General features: G+C 41.3%; 11 protein-coding genes. All 11 read right to left on the bottom strand.

All coding sequences use genetic code 11. The features are described 5' to 3' along the window. Positions 1-23: 23 nt before the first annotated feature. The gene (locus tag MHI38_RS02730) at positions 24-1,637 is read right to left on the bottom strand and encodes a tetratricopeptide repeat protein (protein WP_154888749.1); all 1,614 of its coding nucleotides are present in this window, start codon (positions 1,635-1,637) and stop codon (positions 24-26) included. Then, positions 1,630-3,912 carry a lantibiotic dehydratase gene (locus MHI38_RS02725; RefSeq protein WP_154888751.1) on the bottom strand — a complete coding sequence of 761 codons (2,283 nt, stop codon included), beginning with the start codon at positions 3,910-3,912 and terminating at the stop codon, positions 1,630-1,632. The genes MHI38_RS02730 and MHI38_RS02725 overlap by 8 nt, the downstream gene beginning before the upstream one ends. Then, positions 3,893-6,448 carry a lantibiotic dehydratase gene (locus tag MHI38_RS02720; protein WP_154888753.1) on the bottom strand — a complete coding sequence of 852 codons (2,556 nt, stop codon included), beginning with the start codon at positions 6,446-6,448 and terminating at the stop codon, positions 3,893-3,895. Before MHI38_RS02720 ends, MHI38_RS02725 begins: the two co-directional genes overlap by 20 nt. Next, positions 6,429-8,912, bottom strand: a complete 2,484-nt coding sequence (locus tag MHI38_RS02715) for a lantibiotic dehydratase (RefSeq protein WP_341180918.1) — start codon at positions 8,910-8,912, stop codon at positions 6,429-6,431. The genes MHI38_RS02720 and MHI38_RS02715 overlap by 20 nt, the downstream gene beginning before the upstream one ends. Beyond that, positions 8,909-10,039 carry a glycine oxidase ThiO gene (thiO, locus tag MHI38_RS02710; protein ID WP_090916280.1) on the bottom strand — a complete coding sequence of 377 codons (1,131 nt, stop codon included), beginning with the start codon at positions 10,037-10,039 and terminating at the stop codon, positions 8,909-8,911. Before thiO ends, MHI38_RS02715 begins: the two co-directional genes overlap by 4 nt. Positions 10,040-10,068: 29 nt before the next feature. Then, on the bottom strand, positions 10,069-12,528 hold the full coding sequence (locus MHI38_RS02705; RefSeq protein WP_341180917.1) for a hypothetical protein: 2,460 nt from the start codon (positions 12,526-12,528) through the stop codon (positions 10,069-10,071). Positions 12,529-12,539: 11 nt separating this feature from the next. Further along, a complete protein-coding gene (locus tag MHI38_RS02700; protein WP_186809646.1) occupies positions 12,540-13,793 on the bottom strand; it encodes an MFS transporter in 1,254 nt (417 codons plus the stop codon). 14 nt (positions 13,794-13,807) lie between these two features. After that, entirely contained in the window at positions 13,808-15,541 is a 1,734-nt protein-coding gene (locus tag MHI38_RS02695; protein WP_341180916.1) for a tetratricopeptide repeat protein, read from the bottom strand. A 12-nt stretch (positions 15,542-15,553) separates the two neighbouring features. Beyond that, a complete protein-coding gene (locus MHI38_RS02690) occupies positions 15,554-16,687 on the bottom strand; it encodes a metallopeptidase TldD-related protein (protein ID WP_186809647.1) in 1,134 nt (377 codons plus the stop codon). A gap of 113 nt (positions 16,688-16,800) precedes the next feature. Continuing rightward, entirely contained in the window at positions 16,801-18,099 is a 1,299-nt protein-coding gene (locus tag MHI38_RS02685) for a metallopeptidase TldD-related protein (protein ID WP_186809648.1), read from the bottom strand. 91 nt (positions 18,100-18,190) lie between these two features. After that, on the bottom strand, positions 18,191-18,301 hold the full coding sequence (locus MHI38_RS02680; protein WP_139168847.1) for an ammosamide/lymphostin RiPP family protein: 111 nt from the start codon (positions 18,299-18,301) through the stop codon (positions 18,191-18,193). Positions 18,302-18,336 lie beyond the last annotated feature (35 nt).

Raw genomic sequence — 18,336 nt, 5'->3', positions numbered from 1 at the left:
TACCTCCAAACATCGTATTCTAGTTACTGTTGGATTAACGGATTAGGAATATGGATCGGATAAAAGGGACGACCGATTTTCGTAATCGGTAAACCCAGATCCAATTGTGGTTTTATCATCATGGAATCATGTTGTTGTAATATCTCGACTCTTCTCCTCTGCAGCGAAGCGATCTCCTCATCACCAAACTCAATTGCCATAGACGCCGACTGTTCCAGCCAGTGGACAGCTTGATCGAAATTATTGTCATTGTAGGCATAGATCGCCAGCTCCTGGGCAATAAAGGCGGCATGGAACACGTCGTCAATCCCTTTTGCAATTTCATAAGCTTGCATGATGTGTGCAATACCCTCTTTTTGCTGACCGGACACTACAAGGAGTGCTCCCAATCGGAAATAATAAGTTTTGCTAAACGCTGCGGTTGTGCCACGGGTTATGAATTGGTCGAATTTTTGCCAAGTCGCCAGTGCTTTATCGCTCAATCCCATTTTTTCAAAAAGTACACTTAAATTAGAAATAACATTAATTTTTAAATGAAGTGCATCTCCTGCTTGATGGTTCTTAATTCGTTTCAGAGCAGATTGACTGTACTCTAAAGCCTCAAGGTAGTTCTTTTCCCGGAAAGCAGACAATGCACGGACATTAAATAGCCAGCCCTTTTCAATATCGGCTTCTTTCCCTTCCAACTGTTCGGCCTCTTGCATCCCTTTATTAATCCAAGACTGTGCTTCGTCTTCCTGATCCAGTCGTTTACTAGAGAGCAGAGCCAGGTACATGCAGGTTGCAGTTCGTTTCTGAGCATTCATCGAGAGTAAAAATAGATGTTTGTAACAAGCTATTGCCCTGTTGTAGTTGCCAATGAAGGCGTATACAAGCCCCTTTTTCATCCAAAAGGTTGCTAGGCGTTCCTTATCGCTAATCTGTTGCAGTCCTTCTTGAATCAGTGCCAGACCAGCTTCATAATTCCCATCCATAACCAACCGCTGAATGGTTTCCTCAATATCGTAAGTGTCGCTGGATTCACGATGCTGAAACCAGGATAACGAGACTTTTTCATCGAAGGATAAAGACCTACTCTGTGTTACTTGTTCAAATGGGGCTTCAATTTCATCAATCTTATATAGGCTCTTCTTCCATAACTGCAGAAGTTCAAAGCGCAAAAGTTTGCATTCTTCATCCCAGCTTGCTGGAACCTCGCCAACATGTATTCGTAGTCTCATGTTTCCCTTCAATGAAGAAAGATAACTGATAAATTGAAGACTAACTCGGTCCGCCTCTGCTAGGTTATAAAAACGAATTTGTAGAGGACTGTGATAACTTACAAACTGAATTAACTTGGATATGCCCCAGACGACGCGAAAAATCTGTTCGGATTCTTTGGATAACCTTCTTTCGGAAGAACCTGCAGCCAGCGCTTCTAAAGGGTCTATACGCTCGTTAAACGATTCTTCTGGGAATAAAAATTGTAACTCTGCTGAGAATCGTCGCTTCAACTCGGGGTGATGGTTCTCAACAACGTCTCGAAGTTGCCACCAGCATTCCTTTAACCCGTAGAATGAATGGAACAGTTTCTCTTCGAAGGAAATAGAGACTCTGATTTCTTCATGCGTAACAAGGGTAGAAGGATCTTTATACATGGTCTTCCTCCTCCTTTGTTCCGATTTTGTAAACACCCATTCTGAGCTCGCAAGAATGGCTTCCTTTGTTTGAGGTCAACCATAGATGATTCGGGCCCGGAAGCATCTCTTCAATCATCACATTGTCATTGTCCATTAAAATCTGCTGCATCAGTTCAAGAGAAAAGTAATTTTTGAAATCAATAAAATAAGGTTTCCTAACGTTAGATCCTTTCATATAAATGATTTCAGGAAGGCCTTCTTTTATTCTCCATTCCTCGCTTTTCTTCATTAATTCAAGGCCATGCAAACCTTTAAAGGTTAGATCCAAGGGTTCTGCTTCAAAGCTCCAACGTTCTCGTTGATAAACTACACCATCAATCACGATTCTAGGTGTATGTTTTCCAGTAGATATAGGAACATGAAGCAGCATAGGTTTACTAAATATTGCAAAAGGCAAATAAAATACTTGATCGGCCAGAGGGATGTAAAGCTCTATTTGCTCCAAGCTGCCTTTTCTAATAAGAATGAGATGTCCTTCATCATTTGTTGTTACAACTAATTCGGCCAAGTGGATGGACGGCTTACCCTGCGCGGGCTTCTCCGCGATCTCAATGACTGTGGATGGATAATCATAAAAGGCTTTATTTCTGCGCATCACTTCAATTCCGGCCAGCGTAGTACCATCCGTCTGATCCATCTGCTCCAATAGTTGAACCAGCTCTGTCTCCAGACTTTCTTTTTCTCTGTAAAAATAGGTCATCCAATTATTCATCAATAAATGATGATGCAGCTTGGCCAGAATGATTTGTACGTTGCCGGTTTGTAAATCTTCTGTATTCCTGGCCTGAAGAAATAGATCCGGTAGAGCGTATAATGAACGATTGGAACGTTTGATCTGCATGGATTTGGAAGATAGTTCGACTTGTTGCAACTCCGAACCCTTCTCTTCAACCATTTCTCTCAGATGCTGTGTAAGCGAAAATGACGGCAAAGTGGGTATATCCGGGTAGTGCTCTCTTAATTGCTCTATAAATTTAGAAAAAGGAACGCCTTCACGATCTACCGTTTCCATTCTTTCGAACACATTTTTCCCAAGCTGCTGGTAGTGGTTCCACACTTCTTCTCCGTATGCTGCGCTCAGATTCAGAACCCCTGACATCTTGGACTCCAAATCTTTAATAAAGGGATTTCCCAAAGTAAAATGCTTAATATGTCCGTGAGCATCTTCGTAATAAACAAACCGGTCTGCATATAAAGAAGCTTTGCCACGTCTGCTTGGCTTACCCGTTAGTTGCTCAAATTTCTCTTCGAGTTTATGAACCCATTCTATCTTGGACGTTATGGGTTGTTCGGCCAATTGCTCTGCTATTCCACATAGTTCCTGTAATTCACTGCACCATTTTTCTTTCACTTCGTTATCTGGCAGAGCTCGAAGCTGTTTCAAAAACATAGAAATGGGATGAACCAATGTGGATGGGATCACCCATTCCTTTCGTAAAATTCCTTTGGAGGTGAGTTGATCTATCCATTTTTTAATTTGTGCTGGTGCAAGATGCGAATGTACCTCCATGACTTCCGCAAGACATGGTGAATACTGCTGAATATAGCGTAATATAGACATCAACTGTGCAGGCAGTTTGATTCGATTTTCTGAAGAGATTTGAATTTCATTTTTCTCTAAAATAGTCCGAGCAGAAATATGCAACGGGACGTAGGCACTAAGTTCCTTTTCAGCCGCCACAGCTTTAATAAGCTCCTTAACAGCCCAATAGGATATAAAGGACTCTCTATCTTGTAAATAGCTTCGATGATCCCATTCTCCATTCCAGTAGCAAGGCTCTTCACGATCTACCTTTCCATAATTCAATGGACCAAAAAAACTAGCCGATTCGTTTTTAGCGCAAAACCGCTGGAGATAAGAAAATAGTTTTTTTTCGATTCGTTTTACCTTGGAAGGTCTTTGGGAAGCTGAAAAGTGTTGCATATATCGATCAATATGCTGATACATATCTGGGTTGGATATAAAGATAGCCTGCCGAAAGTCTTCCGTATCAAAAAAGTATTTTAGTTTTGTTCTTTTCTCCGCGAATTCTTTTTCAAAGACAATCTCCGCTCGCTCTTGATTGGAATCCTGGTTTAAAAGGAGTGAGGTTTGCTCCATTCTTAACTCAGCTAACCATTCGAAAGGGAAACCTGTGCTTCTCAAAACGAAATGCCCAAACCACTGCCAACCACTGGAAAAATCATGCTCATGCGACGAAGTATTTTTAGAATTATCTGTTAACAGATTCATTAGCTAACACACCCTCTAAATTTGTTGAAAATGGATGATGGGAGTATGTAAATCCCATTCTGAATTCACAGGTTTGCTTACCGTGTCCACCCTCCAGGAATAGCTGGTCTGCTGCAGGCAAGAATTCCGTAATTTCAATAGAAGAAGTATTTTTCATGATCCGGAACAACCAATCTAAAGCCCAGTAATTTCGGATGTCGACAAATACCGGCTTCTCAGTATTCGACCACTTTACAAAGAACTGCGTTGGAAGATGATGAGCAGCCTTGAACTTGTAACCTTCTTTTAGAAGTTCATATCCAGATGGTACAGTCTGGCTTTGATAATCTCGTGTGTTGATCTTCCATTTTTTTCGTTGATACACCATTTCTCCAACATAAATTCGAGGTAACATTGTTCGATCCAGCGAATCCAATAGGTTAATCGAAATGATTCGGGGTAAAGAGAATGCTCCATGAGCTATGGTTCTGACATCCCCGGGATAAAGGATGATTTCCTTGCCTTGATATTCAAGAGTTAGATGTTCTCCATGTTTGACAACATTCACTTCGCCAATAGGAATAACCTGTTCCCTGCTTTTGGTGGATTTCGATGCGAGTTCAATGGTCCAACCAGGTAACTCCGGGGTGACATGTTTATGGCGCCGGTTAGAAACAACACTAGACATTTGAGATGATACAGGCAAAGCAGATATAAAATCCTGCATCTCTTTTTTCACTTTCTCATTTTCGGGATGAAAGAAGCCGAACACACCATCATAAATCGTACTCCAGTCATCATGTATTTCTCCTAATACAATTTGATAGGCACCCTCTTCAAGATCCCTTACTGAATGGGCAGCAATCATGAGATCCGGGCTAGGAAAACTAATTGGTGCACGTGAATACACCTGATTTATGATTTCTTCATATTCTCGAATGAACTGCTCTACTTGATGCGCATCAAGCACATACCCCTCCGTCGTCTCCTGGAGTACTGAACTTGCTTTTTTTTCAAATTCATTCACTCTTGATGAAACAAAAGTTACGCCAGGGTTATCCAGGCTCTGAATGATCTCGGTATAAGATATGGAGTCCCTCTCCCCTCTTAATTTTTCATAAACAAGAAGAGCGGCTTCCTGATAATCTAACCAGCGCAAGGCTGCAGGGATTTTTAAAAATTCCAATACGAGAACGCTTTGATTATATAGCCGTTCATAGAGCTCTCCGCCGATCTGTAAATGGGTTACACTGCCAACACAATCTTCGGTAAGAATCAACCGATCACCATAGAGCGTACCCGCTTTACGGCGAACTTCATCTTCATGCCACGAACCAAACCACGTTTCCGTTGCTTCAAAAATACGGGCTTTTTCAGGCCATGCCGAAGCTTCGAATTGATCTCTCAGTGTGACAGCTTCTTCCACTAACGAAGCCCAACGATTTCGAGCATCCGGAGGTAGTTGCTCTACAATTCGTTTTAAATCCTCTAGTAATGGGACCCTTGTGGCACAAAGCTCAACCTCATGCCGAATCGCTCCAATTTTTTTGAGTTGTGCAAGCATGTAATCTATTTTTTCAATGGGCTCATCTATTAAGCGGGCTAACTCATGTGGTTGCGTTTGACCGTCGATTCGTTCTAATAGAGAGAGATAGACTTCTGGAAGAACCCTTGTTTTGTCCGTGAAGTGATACTTTAGTCTGTTGTCTACCATGGTAACTAACGGATTTTTACTAGGAGCAATATGTCTCAGAACAGCAGGGTCACTACTGATTTTTGAAGCCATTGCACGTATGCACCATTGACTAAAAGTAGCTGCTTTTCTCTGTAATGTTCTTCCCTCTGTATGCTGTATTTCTAACGAACGACCATTCTTTTGTTCAAATCGCCCGTAGTTAATCGGCCCAAAAAAACTGGTTGTATCGTTTTTCGTACAAAAACGCTGCAAATAACCAAAGATTAAAGATTCATTTTTGCGAACCTCTTTATTCAAAGAGGGGCCTTCCCTACCAGAATGTTGCCATAACTTGGCGTGCCTCTCCAATGCTTCATAAGCAGACGGACTGCTAAAATATACTGCTTCCTGAAAACGGGAATCTTCTGCAATTTCCTTAAGACCTGCTCTTATTTTGCTGAACTCTTGTTCAAATTTCTCCTTTGCCTCTAACTCAACTCGTGATTCCTCTTCAAAAAGAGCATTCCACAAAACAGGGATTTCCCTCCATTTTTTCGGGTAGTTTCTGGATAACCACCAACGCACCATTTCGCCGGGAACAGGGGTTCTTTTAAAAAAGTACTTTCTAACCTTGTTCACTTGGTGGTGGTGTTGCTCGTTTTCCGTCTGACTCCATTCCCAACTCATCATCAGATCGTAAATGGTTTGAAGATACCGTTTGGCCAACTCTTCTTTACGCTGTTGAATATCTTCCCAACGCTCTAGTGAAACGACTACTTTTTGTGAATTTAATCTCTCCACCATGTCAAAAGGAAAACCTGTCGTTCGAAGGATCATTCTATCCATCAACGTCCACTTCTTCTCATGATTGGATAACAGCATGTTGAAGTTCCTCCTTAAGGCTGTTCTGCTTTATGGGAGGGCGAATCATAATGCCCCTGAGTTCACAACAATAGCTTCCCTTCTCATTTTCAAACCAAGTAGAGTCTCGGTTCGGCAGTAATTCACTGAAGGTTACATTCTGCTCTGGAACCAGATGTTTAAGTAACAAATCAACTAGATAATAATTTTTGAAATGAATATAGAACGGCTTTAACTCGCTCTCCAGACGCACAAATACCTCATCAGGAAGTTGATACTTCTCCTTTAAGAGCCAGGCTTTTATAAAACGCTTATTCTCATCCGCTGTCAAAATGCTGTGCCATTCTTCGGTTGACATGGTCCATGTTTCACGCTGCAGTACAATGTCACGAAACAGAATCCGTGGTGTATGCCCAGGAAGTTTAAATTTGGGTACGACAACATTAGGTTCAGAGAAAACAAGCGATACCAAATCGTCTGGTTCTCCCATGTGTGGAATAATCCGCTCATGATGTATACCCCGAATCAATAGTTCCCCGTTCTCTTCGACCACATATAATTGGCTAAACGACAACACGTCATCTTTGTTTTTCGCCGAATAACCCATGAGTGTAATACTTCGATTGAAAATTTCTAGAAAGAAATTTTTTCCGGCTCTCTGCTTTAAAACCACATTTACAATATGCTTTCCGTTAGGCAAGCTTTCGATAGCCTGTTTGACCTCTTTGATCCATGGATCACGATTCGGATGATAATAAAGCAAATTACTCATCCCTTGTGTTCCCCAATGAACCTCGCCAATGATCCACTGGAAGTTTCCTTTATTGATTTCATCTATGCTTTTGGCTTGAATCATGACGTCTGGGGACGTAACACATAGATACTGCTCTGCTTCTGGAAGATCGATGACGTTTTCCACCCATTCCTCCTTCAGTTCAACGACCCTACTATGTTGCAGTTCCTCTTCATCAACCCACTTCTTCAAGAGTTCAGAAGGCGATGCCCCCTCTACCTCTAATTGAAATCTTTGCTGCTGTAGAGCAAGTAAAAATACTAAAAAAGGAACTTTTTGTGACCCCGAATCGTTACTTAATTGCTTGAACAGCTGCCTGGCTTGAGATTGTGCCAATTTCTTCTTCTGATTAGCCAGTGTCCAGCCCCAATCTAACAAAGGGGATATACGCTGTTCTAAATCTTCCTTTATTTTTTCGGATAAAATGAACTGGGTCACATCTCCTGCGCATTCTTCACAATACAAACTACGATCCGCATAATTTTTCCCTGATGATTGATATGGCTCCATACCTGTGAGATTTTTAAAAAGTTCGCCGGCTTGTTGAATAATCTTCACTTTACTTTCCGCGTTTCCGTTACTGTACTCCCATTGCCACTTCTTAAATTGACTCAAATGCAGTAGCCAGCTTTCTTTCCGAGAGCTTTCGGGTAACTTCTCAACGAATTCAATTAAGTCTTCAAGTAGATGATGTGTAGAAGGTGTCAATCTGAACCCTCGAATGACGATACCTTTGTTGATTAAGAGTTCCATCTGTTTTAAAACAGCAGCCGAATGGTTACCGAGTAGGTCGTTCGCTGATTTCAGTCCGTCACATTGTTGTAAAATTTTAATGATTTCGGTTCGGGTTCCTATTTTTTTACCACTCTGAGCATGCACAATGCCTGTTTCGTCCAGATAAAAACTATCATGTAAAGACAGAGGGAAAAACCGGCTCCATGTCTCTTCGCGATTGATTTGATGAGCTAAAGACTCGACCGCCCAATAGGCAAGAAATGTTCGTCGTTGGCTAGGGATGTGTCCCGTTCTTGTCAAACCAATATTCTGATTTTGTTCTTTGAAAGATCCGTAATTTAATGGGCCAAAAAAACTAGTCGTATCATTTTTGAACAAAAACCGCTGTAAGTAACTAATATAGGTTCGTTCTTCATAACGTCTTCTGGAAGGTTTCATTGAACTCGTCTCTTTTTGAAGATAGCTGTTCAACGAATTCCATACCTCAGGGTTTGAATGGGCGATGGCTTCTTGGATGTCTGGTAGGTTTAATAGGAATCGCAGCTGGATTGTTTTCCTATTTTTCTCTTCATGCAGAACATGTAAGGTCTTTTCTTCTTCCTTCACTAGTGTTGCTCTTTGTTTCTCGTATTCTCTAAGCCATGCTTCCCCGGGAGGCAGATTGTGAGGCCAGTCATAAGTTAATAAAGGAGCATATTTCGTGATCCGTTTTTTTACGTTGTATAACGTTTTAAACACAGGATCTCCCTGAGGGTAGATGTGTTGTGTTGCAATAACCCATTTATCAAAAGTAGTGAGAAACCATTCCCGTTCTTTTTCTAATTTCTCTCTAAGCTGAGTTGTATGTTGAATTTGATTTATTGTCTCTGAAAATAAAAGCGTGTCCATCAGATGTTGAGGAAATCCAGTACTGCGTACAATATAATCCGATAAAAAAGACCACATCACCGATTTCACCTCATTCCTGCAGCTGTGAACCGTTCGAAGCCGAACGCATTCAGCAGATTGGGAGTTTTGTTCATTTCCAATTCCTGAGTTACTAGATGTCCCGTTATACCGCTAAGCAGGACACCATGCCTTGTATGGCCGGTCGCTAGATAAAATCCTTCCCATTCAGGGACAGCTCCAATAATCGGTTGTCCATCAGAGGTAGCAGGTCGAAGTCCAGCCCATAATTCCTGTATTTCGCAACGTTTAAGCTCAGGCACGTAGTCAAATAAGGGGAGCAATTGTTCCAACCCTTTTGGAGTAATAGCTTTGTTAAATTTCTCTCTTTCGTTGGTTGCTCCCAACACAACAGTGCCATTTGGCTTTGAGAGAATATAGCCTCTGGAAGTGTTAATCATAACGTTCAGATCGATATTTCCCTGTTTTAGTACGATGATCTGCCCTTTTAAAGGATAAACGGGAAGCTTTAGCTTGGCCCATCTTGCAAGTAAAGCAGACCATGCTCCAGCAGCCAATACAGTCGTTTTAGCTCGAATCTGATCATTGTGATTCGTTAAAATTCCGTGCAGTTTTTGGTTTTGTTGAATTAGCTGAACAGCCTCGGTCTGTTCTTTGATCGTTACACCTAACTTCCTCGCCATTTTTGCTAAGGCATGAGAATATTGTACCGGGTCTACATGGTATTCTCCTGGACTGCGGACTGCCATTTGAATATGGGGAGATAGCAAAGGCTCGATCTCTCTAGCTTTTTCAGCGCTCAGTACGGTTGTCCCCGGATTAGCTGCGGATTGAAGCTGAAAGGTATCCTCAAGAATTGAGGTCTCTTCGTGATTTATGGACAGTCGCAATAAATCCTGTTGAACCAGTCCGCTGCTGATCTGTGTTTTGCTTTGAAGTTCAGGTATCCAATGGAGAAGATATTGAAGTGCTTCTCTGGATAATCTAGCGTAAGGATGTTCCTCACTTGATCCTTCGGAGACAGTAGTTAACAAGCCAGCACGGCCTCCCGATGCTTCCTGACCAAGTTGTCCTTTCTCTACGATGACAACCTTCGCTCCCTTTTGCGCTGCATGAATGGCGATAGATAGACCGATAACGCCGCCTCCTATAACACATATATCAAAGTTCTCTCTCATAAGTTCCTCCTAACCTTAACGTTATACTGCTAGGTCAGATTCTCATATATGACACTGAACCGGAATTCCGAAGTATACTTGCTGTCATGACGTTCAAACCATAGATCATCCGCTGATGGTAACATCTCCGATATCACTACAAGCTCATTTTTCTTCAGAAGCTGGATCAGTAATTCCAAGGTGAAAAAATTTTCGAAATCAACGAAAATGGGTTTAGGCTCGCGATCTCCCCTCACATACACATAGCGAGGCATCGAATATGTTTCTTTGAACTCTATGGCCCATTCAATAAGCAACTCATCGTTTGTGTCTTGATCACTCGCACTCGTTAGAATCTCTTGACTGTTTAGTTTCCAGCGTTCACGCTGATAAACGACCCCATTAATCTCAATCCGGGGCGTATGTTCACCCATATGAAGCGAAAACGACTTGACGGAAGGGAAACTAAAGATCTGATTAAGAGGTTCAACATCCGTCTCCAGGTCCATAATCTTTTTATGTCCGGATTCTACAATATAAAAGCGATCATCATAGACTAGATCTAATTCGGAAACCGCTCGTACTTCATCATGCGATTTCATGGAGCGACCTAGGTTTTCAATAGTTATGCCCCCGCTTAGTTCTGGCCTAAACGTCTTCCCGGGTGCTCTTGGCCCTACATGTTCAAGCCAAAGGGCTTGTAAACGGTCACCTAAATGATGATAAATCTCCGCATTGAGTTGATCTCTTTCAGGATAAACGGAGTCAAGCACGCTCCATACCTGTATACCACTGTGAACTTCACCCAATACCAATTGATATTGCCCTTCATTTATTGCTTCCGCATTAGGCGCCGCCATCATTACATCCGGGCTGAATAAAGCCAAATCTGTTGAAGGAAATTGAGAACAAAATCGTTCAATCTCCTCTCCTGTAACATTGATTTTGTCTGAATCTAGGGGAATTCCTTGTAGCATTGTGACTAGCTTATGATCAAATGCCTGAAGTTCTTTGTTTACGTACTCCAGTGCATCCTGTTTGCATTGTTGCATATGCAGTGCGAAGGAAAGAAAGTTAGGTTTGCTCTCAAATTTCTGATACTGTTCATAGGCAAACGTTGTGAATGCCTGGTGTTCAATACCAGCACGGCAAGTCAATAAACGGAAAATAGGGGTTAATTGCGCTTTCCATTGCTCCTTTAAATCCTGTCCAATCAGACAAGTGCTTACATCTCCATGAGCCTCTTCATATACGATCATTCTGTCGCTATAATGCTTTCCTTGATCTTTTCTAGAAGAAACTCCGATATGTTTTTCAAAGGAGATTTCAAGTGATTTTAGCAGCTTTCGACGTTGTTCAAAGGTGCTGCTATGATTCCATTCGTTTAAAAGGTCAGACCATTCATGGGCAATTTCTTGCCAGGCCGCCTTCGAAGCACAGTCATTGGGCAGCTGATGGATCCATTCTTTTAATTCGTGAAACGTTTCAAATACTGAAGTGGGGAAATCCACCTCCAGAACCAGGACACGTTTTTCTTTTAATTTCAAAATTCGTGACAGACATTCGGTTAAAGACAAATCTAGAACATGAGCAATCTCACTAACGTTCTTTATTCCGTTGCTCTCTTCAATAATTTGTTGATATAAGTTTGGAAGCCGAAGCAATTTGTCCGTTGCTACTTGTCTGAGCTGTGTATTTTCTCTTTTCAAAAATGGGCTGAGTTTGGGTTTCAGATATGGCTGCACATGTATATCATTTGCAATTTTGTCAGCTAAGCTCTGTACTGCCCAGTAAGCAAGAAATAATCGGCGCTGTATTTTACCGTTAACACGGACATCTAGCCGGCCAGGTTGAGATGTAAACACACCGTAGTTAGAAGGCCCATAGAAACTCGCCGTTTCATTCTTTGAAGTAAACCTCTGTAAATATTTCGTGGCCATCTTTTCCTTTTTTCGCTGGCTGTTAGCACGAGATGAATCTAGCTCACTGTTTATGAACAAATGTAATCCGGTCTCATATGCGTTCGGAGATGACAGATAGGTCGCTTCTTGAAGATTTTCATTTTCCATAAATATTTGTTGCAAATGTCGGCGATTTCTCCTTAACTCGTCTGCAAAGACCGTGTTTATTTGATCGGATATTTCCTTCAATGTATCGAATAATTCTTTTGTTTCCATGAGCCGACGATTCTCAATCTTACCTAGTAGTTCATCACTTCCCTCACCTGCTGGCCAGGTGTACATATCCAGTTGGCGATGTAATCTCTTTCGTTGTCGATTTGTCAATTCAGGCATGTTTCTTAGTGCGGCTTTAAAATCCTTAAGCGCTTCTTTACACTTGGCTTCTTGCTGTTTCTTTTCATAAATCAATGCTGATGTTTTTAGAAAAGAAAGTTGTTGTAACCAATGTAAAGGAAATCCTGCACTCCGAAGAATGACATGTGGGAAGAAACGCCATTCTCCTCGGTCTAACTGTTTTCGTGTAGGATCTGCTGTCATTTCTAATGTCATTATTGCACCTCCTAATTACTGATGTCCTTCGTCATACTTTCTGGTTGATGAATGTTGTTTTTCGCATTGTTTAGTCTGATTCGACCAAAGATTAACATTCCGATTGCCAGAAGTCCTACGATAAAACCGGAAGTTGCATAGACCATAGTTGGTGTGAAAGCTCCAAACAGATATCCAAATAACGCATAAGCCATAAATTCCCCGATCCAGATCGTTACTGTATGAAATCCAAAAACTTTACCTAGGTGTTCATCTGCCACTCTTTGTTGTACTAAAGTAACTAAAGGAACATCGACGAAGGGTTGAGTTATCCCTACCATGAATAATAGGATCAGAGGAAGCCAGATGGAGTCACTAAACGGCATGAAAAGAAATGCGATTCCGCCTCCCAGCCAAGCAAGCATCATTGTACGGTATTTGTTCTTAATGGCAAGACGAGCCATAATAATGCCTGCAATCAGGTATCCAAACCCATCGGCGCTCGAAAGAACACCAAAACCCGAAGAGTCTAAGCCAATTTCATTTGAAACCATCAGATTACCTAGGTGGGCAATGCCCCGACCAAAACAGGTAAATGCAGCAAACGTAATAAAAATGGAGAAGATTAGTCGATCTTGGGATACCAGTTTTAATCCGACGCCTAAATCTTTGAACAGATTTTTGTTCTTATGCTCCACTTTCACTTGCTTAATCTGCACAGGCATAAGTAAAAATACAGAAATTATAAATAGAATAGAGTTCATAATCATAATTTGTCCCGTACTAAGTAACGTTAATGAGAATCCAGCAAATAACGGTCCAATGAGCCAAAAACCCATTCTCACGCTGTTCGTTATGGAGTTGGCTTTCATTAATTGCTCTTTATGAACGATACCCGGCATGGCAGCTCTGTATGCGGTCATCGCAAATAAACGCAGAAAACCTAATATGAACGAAGCCAACATAAAAATGATTTCATTTAAGAGGCTAGAAAAAGCTAAAAGTCCCATTACAACCATGAGCACAGCTCTTATGGCATTACAAAACATCACAATTTTTTTGCGGTTAAAACGATCTGTTGCCACTCCAGCGACCATTCCAAAGATAATTTGCGGGATGGTCGTAAGGATTAAGGTTAAAGCCAAAAGTGTAGTCGAATTGGACTCTTTCCAAATCGTCCAGGTTATTAAAATCGTGGAGAAACTCTCTGCAATGGGTGAAACAATTTGGGCAGATACCCAAAAATTAAAACTTCTATTTTTGCGTAAAGGTATGATCTCTGACAAATGAAGTGCCTCCCTTAAAACCAAAAATGATGAAAAGGATAAAAGAATCTTGAATTCGGTTTCGGGACGATCTGGTAGATTTCAATCTCCCCTCTTTCGATCTGTTCTAGTTGTTTTTTTCTAATTCTCAATTGAGAAGGGGATAAAATCACGTTTCGTTTGACTGTTGATTCCGACAGTTCTTCTGATACACCAGTGATTTGGCGGACTGCCCTTAAAGCTGTAGAGATAGATATCCACTCTGGCAGAAGATGAATTTTTTGGCACAGATCTGCGCTTCTTTGAAGCCATAATGCTGCTCGATCCATCTCCCTGGACTGAAGTAATAGATATGCTGTGCTTCTGGCAATCCATTCTTGCATGTAAGAGTCAGATAACCGGTTACAAGCTTGATACGCTTTGTCTAACCAACTTAGCGCTTGGTCGAGTTCTCCCTTCTTTCCTGCCAGAAATCCTATGCGGAACCAGTGCGGGAGCAGAAAACGGTCTTCCTGTCCTGCATTTTTATGGATGAATATGTGCTGGGCTTGTTTCGCTGCATCTATTTTCCCGATAGCTTCGTAAAGGTAGCTTGAATTCTGGGCATATGCAGACGAGAGCAGGGCTGCATCTTCCTCGCCTAGCTGCTTAATGTATTCTTTAACTTGTTGTAATGATTTCGCTGCCTGAGGCAGTTGCTGAAGCCTGTAATAAGTTAAAGCTTCTACATTATGTAACCAAGCCATTTCTCTAATGGCTGATTCATCGTTCCTTCCACGAAGAAAAGATATCCCTTTTCTCACAACGTGAATGGCATCTTCAGGACGTTTGATATGATTCGCTAATAACAACGCATCATATATCGCTGCTCTTGCACGAATATCGTTTGAATATTTATGGGCTTGAGTGATTTTTTGCAACGTTGATTCTGCTGCAGAGAGCTGCCTCTCAAAAAGATAGGCACGCATGACAAGAAATAAAACTTCAGGCTCTTCTTCGTCGTTCACTGCTTTGTCAAGTGCTTCGTTAGCATGTGCTAATACTGCATATCCGTCACACCAAACAAGTGCTTTTTCTAAAGATAGATTTAATAAGGGGTACGGTTCATAGGATGATCTGATTATGGACGTTTCCTTTAAGTGGTCTACACCTAGTGATTTGTAAAAATCCTTTACACGGATCTGGATGAGCTGATTTACGTTTTGATCTTTACATGGAATGTTTTCCTGGTTGAAGTAATATGTTGCGATACCAAACGGAAGGTCTTTTGTCCGAACAATTAGCCTTTGTAGAAATATCAAACTTACCTTATCCAGGCATGAGACATTTAATTGTAGAATCCAAGGGACTTGTATTTCAGGCGTTTGCGCACGAATTTCAAGCAAACAACTTACCATATCATTGGCTATACGCAGTATTTTCTCCATGTTAGTTGAGAATTGTCGATCCATTGAGTGAGCTGGAAGGGGCGTCAACCAGCCTGTCTCATCCTCTTCAAGAGCCTGATGCAAAGGGGTATAGGCATGTTGCAATTGAATACTTTTTCCGATGTAAGGATGAATTAAAACGTCCCACATTTTATAAAGTAAATGAGCAGGCGTGTATGTGTCCTCTTGTAGTTGAATCAGAATGGCCACTCTTCCATCTAAAGAAGGGAGTTCTTGATGTTCCCGGCCCGTAACACTTGGACAAGCGGAGAACCACTGATCCAGTGCTCCTTGGTCTATCCAATTGAGCAGGTCGTGTTTGTCGCTTTTCATTACCTTCATCTTCTCACCCCTTTAATAGAATACAGATACGTTTTCTACATACAAAGATGGAGATATAAATCCTTTACTACATGTAAGATGATATCCATCTGTCGCTGGATCAATTGAACGTAACATCTGAAATAAAGGTGCTTCAATGCGGACTTGTGATAATCTCTCCGCTAATTGGTGATTGTGAATTCTCCAGCCTTCCGCTTCAAAGATGAGTTTGCCGCCTCGAATATGTCCACCATAGCTGCGGTTTAGTACAAAATCGGATAGCTTTTTACTTATCATTTGTTCTGTCGAAAGAGTACCTTCTTCTACCTTCAAGTTTGTGTATTGGATTTTGGGTGTACTTTGATAATTTTTGCGAAATGCTCGGCCATTGGCCATCTGTTTATGTTTAGTTGATGAAGAAAGTGAATGCAAGGCTTCATTAAATACGCCCTTTTTGATGATCGCAACGTCCCTACAGATGGCTCCTTCATCGTCGAAAGTCGAACTTCTAAGCAAGTCAGGGATGTGAGCGCAATCCGTTAATGTGAATGTGGGACTTGCAATTCTTTTCCCTTGTTTTTGCCAAAGTACAGGTACATTTGCATCCATATAGTCAGAAATAAAAAGATTTCCAAGAGCTTTGAGCAGCTCTTCTGTCCCCTGCTCCGTTAATATGATGCGTGAATGTTCTGCGCTTCTGCTTGGACCATCTGCTCGAGATTGCAGTTGAACGTTTAACTGTTCACACTGTAAGTGCCAATCTAAATCTGCAATGGAACGAAAAGAGAATGTCGTACTGGCCCTTCGGGATTTCCCTTGAACCAAAATAGATACAGTATGTTGAGCTTCTCGTTTCTCGAGTTCTCTTCCCTCCGTATCTTGATAAAAAACGGCTTTCTCTTCCGCTTCAAAAAAAAGAGTCGGACTCACGATAAGGTCAGGAATTGAATATATGATTTCTTTTCCTTCACGCAAAATATGATCTATAGTGTGGTTTGAGATAGGCTGGTGCATGTTCAAACAGGGTTGATTTATATTTGTTTCATCAGATCGTTGCGGTACAGACCCTGCTACTCCGCTATCACAAGCCCAATGAATCCAATCTTGATTTTTCACATCCGTATAATTGGATAAAGGGCGAATACATGAATAGAATCGATCTTCCACCCACCTTCGTAGCGCTCCTCCGCATCCTTTTCTCTCGGAATAAAGAGACTCAATCTCGGTCATGACCCATGATTTCTGGAATAGTTCTGTTCCATAATAATCCGCATATTTGCTCATGAGTCGATTGCCTGCACTTCCCAGTTGAGTACTCTTACAGTCGGGGAACCGGCCGAAACGGGTAAAGGTGATTGTCCTAATTTTCCACATCCACCTCTTACTTCTGCATGGATCTGAAAATCATTTCCTACTCGATCAATGGAACGAAGCAGCTTACGGCCGTCCCCTTCTAATATAGAAGGCGCTATTGGTGAGGTTAGTTTACCGTCTTCGATAAGATAGCCTTCAGTAACATGAATTTTGAATTCACCAGTAATCATATTTACGTCTCCATTAAAAGCATTTTTGATATAAATTCCTGATTTTGTTTCCAAAATGATCTCTTCTGGTGCGTCCTCTCCTGGTAACACAAACGTATTCGACATTCTTACTAGAGGAGGATGCGCATAATTGAGGACACGTCCATGTCCGTTGCTCTCAACATTACTGTGCAGATGACTTAAATAGTTAGATATTCTACCTGATTCGACTAATGGTGTGCACTTGGCGGTAATACCTTCATCATCTATGTTATAGCTCCCGGGTAAACCCAAAATGGTTGGATCGTCAACAATGTTAAGTTTATCGGAGCCAATTTTTTCACCTTTACAGTTATGGAATGCCGCTCCTGTAAGAGCCGCAATATCTGCTTCAAGTCCATGCCCAACAACTTCATGAAAGATGCCTGGTGCTGCTAAAGGACCTAGTACTAACGAGTATGTTCCAGAGTAAAATGGTTTGGCCTGGAGCTTGTCCAACGCCGATGCGGCAGCGTACGACACTAATTTTTCAATGTCTTTCATGTGCACATGTTTTGGTGAAAGCCAGCTTTTCGTAACATTTGATTTCGTTATTTTTTTGTTTTTTCTTGCGATTACATCTAGCTCTAACATGAAACAAGGTCTAATATCTTCCCGCAACCCTGTTGCTGTCGAATAAAACCACACATGCTGCTTTACAGATTTCCAATAAGCTCTTGTAGACAAGATCTCTGGTGCAAAGTTCAGAGCTAATTCATTCATATGGTGGTTCCATTGTTCTATTTCGTTTGTCATATCATCCTCAAAGCTGTTCTCATGCTTAGGGTCCCAATGTTTAAATAACTGGAATTGTTCTCCACTTAAATGTTGTTTGGAAGCAGCATATAAAGAATCCGGACTCAAATCAGAGATACCGATGACTTGTCGATGTGCTCCGTGATTCAAACGAACAGCACTACCGTTTTCGATCCAATTTTTCATTTCGATTTTTTCAAGGTTATTAAAAATGAGAAGCTCGGTTTTCTTTTGTTCAGCAAATAGGTGAATATTCTGCATCATATCCCCCTTATTGTTCATTTTTCACGTAAATTGTGAGTATAAGAATCAGCTATGATAAGCCGATCCCTATACTCAAAAGCTTGTATTATCAGAGGGCTAAAGGTGCAATCTTATCTTCGATCTCTTCCAATTCGAAATCGATATCATCAAGGTCATCTAACTCCAGATCCAATTCTTCCAATTCAACTGTGTCAGCCATCTTTATCACCTCCTTCACAAGGTATAATAAAGACT

Source organism: Paenibacillus sp. FSL K6-1558 (assembly GCF_038002565.1).
In the GTDB taxonomy this organism is placed as follows: Bacteria; Bacillota; Bacilli; order Paenibacillales; family Paenibacillaceae; genus Paenibacillus; species Paenibacillus polysaccharolyticus.
The sequence above is the reverse complement of the archived record's forward strand: the minus strand, read 5'-3'. Positions and strand labels throughout refer to the sequence as shown.

Excerpts from the sequence above, each read along its gene's own strand:
- MHI38_RS02730 (WP_154888749.1), bottom strand. The coding sequence starts at position 1,637 with ATGTATAAAGATCCTTCTACCCTTGTTACGCATGAAGAAATCAGAGTC.
- thiO (WP_090916280.1), bottom strand. The coding sequence starts at position 10,039 with ATGAGAGAGAACTTTGATATATGTGTTATAGGAGGCGGCGTTATCGGT.
- MHI38_RS02680 (WP_139168847.1), bottom strand. The coding sequence starts at position 18,301 with ATGGCTGACACAGTTGAATTGGAAGAATTGGATCTGGAGTTAGATGAC.
- MHI38_RS02695 (WP_341180916.1), bottom strand. The coding sequence starts at position 15,541 with ATGAAGGTAATGAAAAGCGACAAACACGACCTGCTCAATTGGATAGAC.
- MHI38_RS02685 (WP_186809648.1), bottom strand. The coding sequence starts at position 18,099 with ATGCAGAATATTCACCTATTTGCTGAACAAAAGAAAACCGAGCTTCTC.
- MHI38_RS02720 (WP_154888753.1), bottom strand. The coding sequence starts at position 6,448 with ATGCTGTTATCCAATCATGAGAAGAAGTGGACGTTGATGGATAGAATG.
- MHI38_RS02705 (WP_341180917.1), bottom strand. The coding sequence starts at position 12,528 with ATGACATTAGAAATGACAGCAGATCCTACACGAAAACAGTTAGACCGA.
- MHI38_RS02725 (WP_154888751.1), bottom strand. The coding sequence starts at position 3,912 with ATGAATCTGTTAACAGATAATTCTAAAAATACTTCGTCGCATGAGCAT.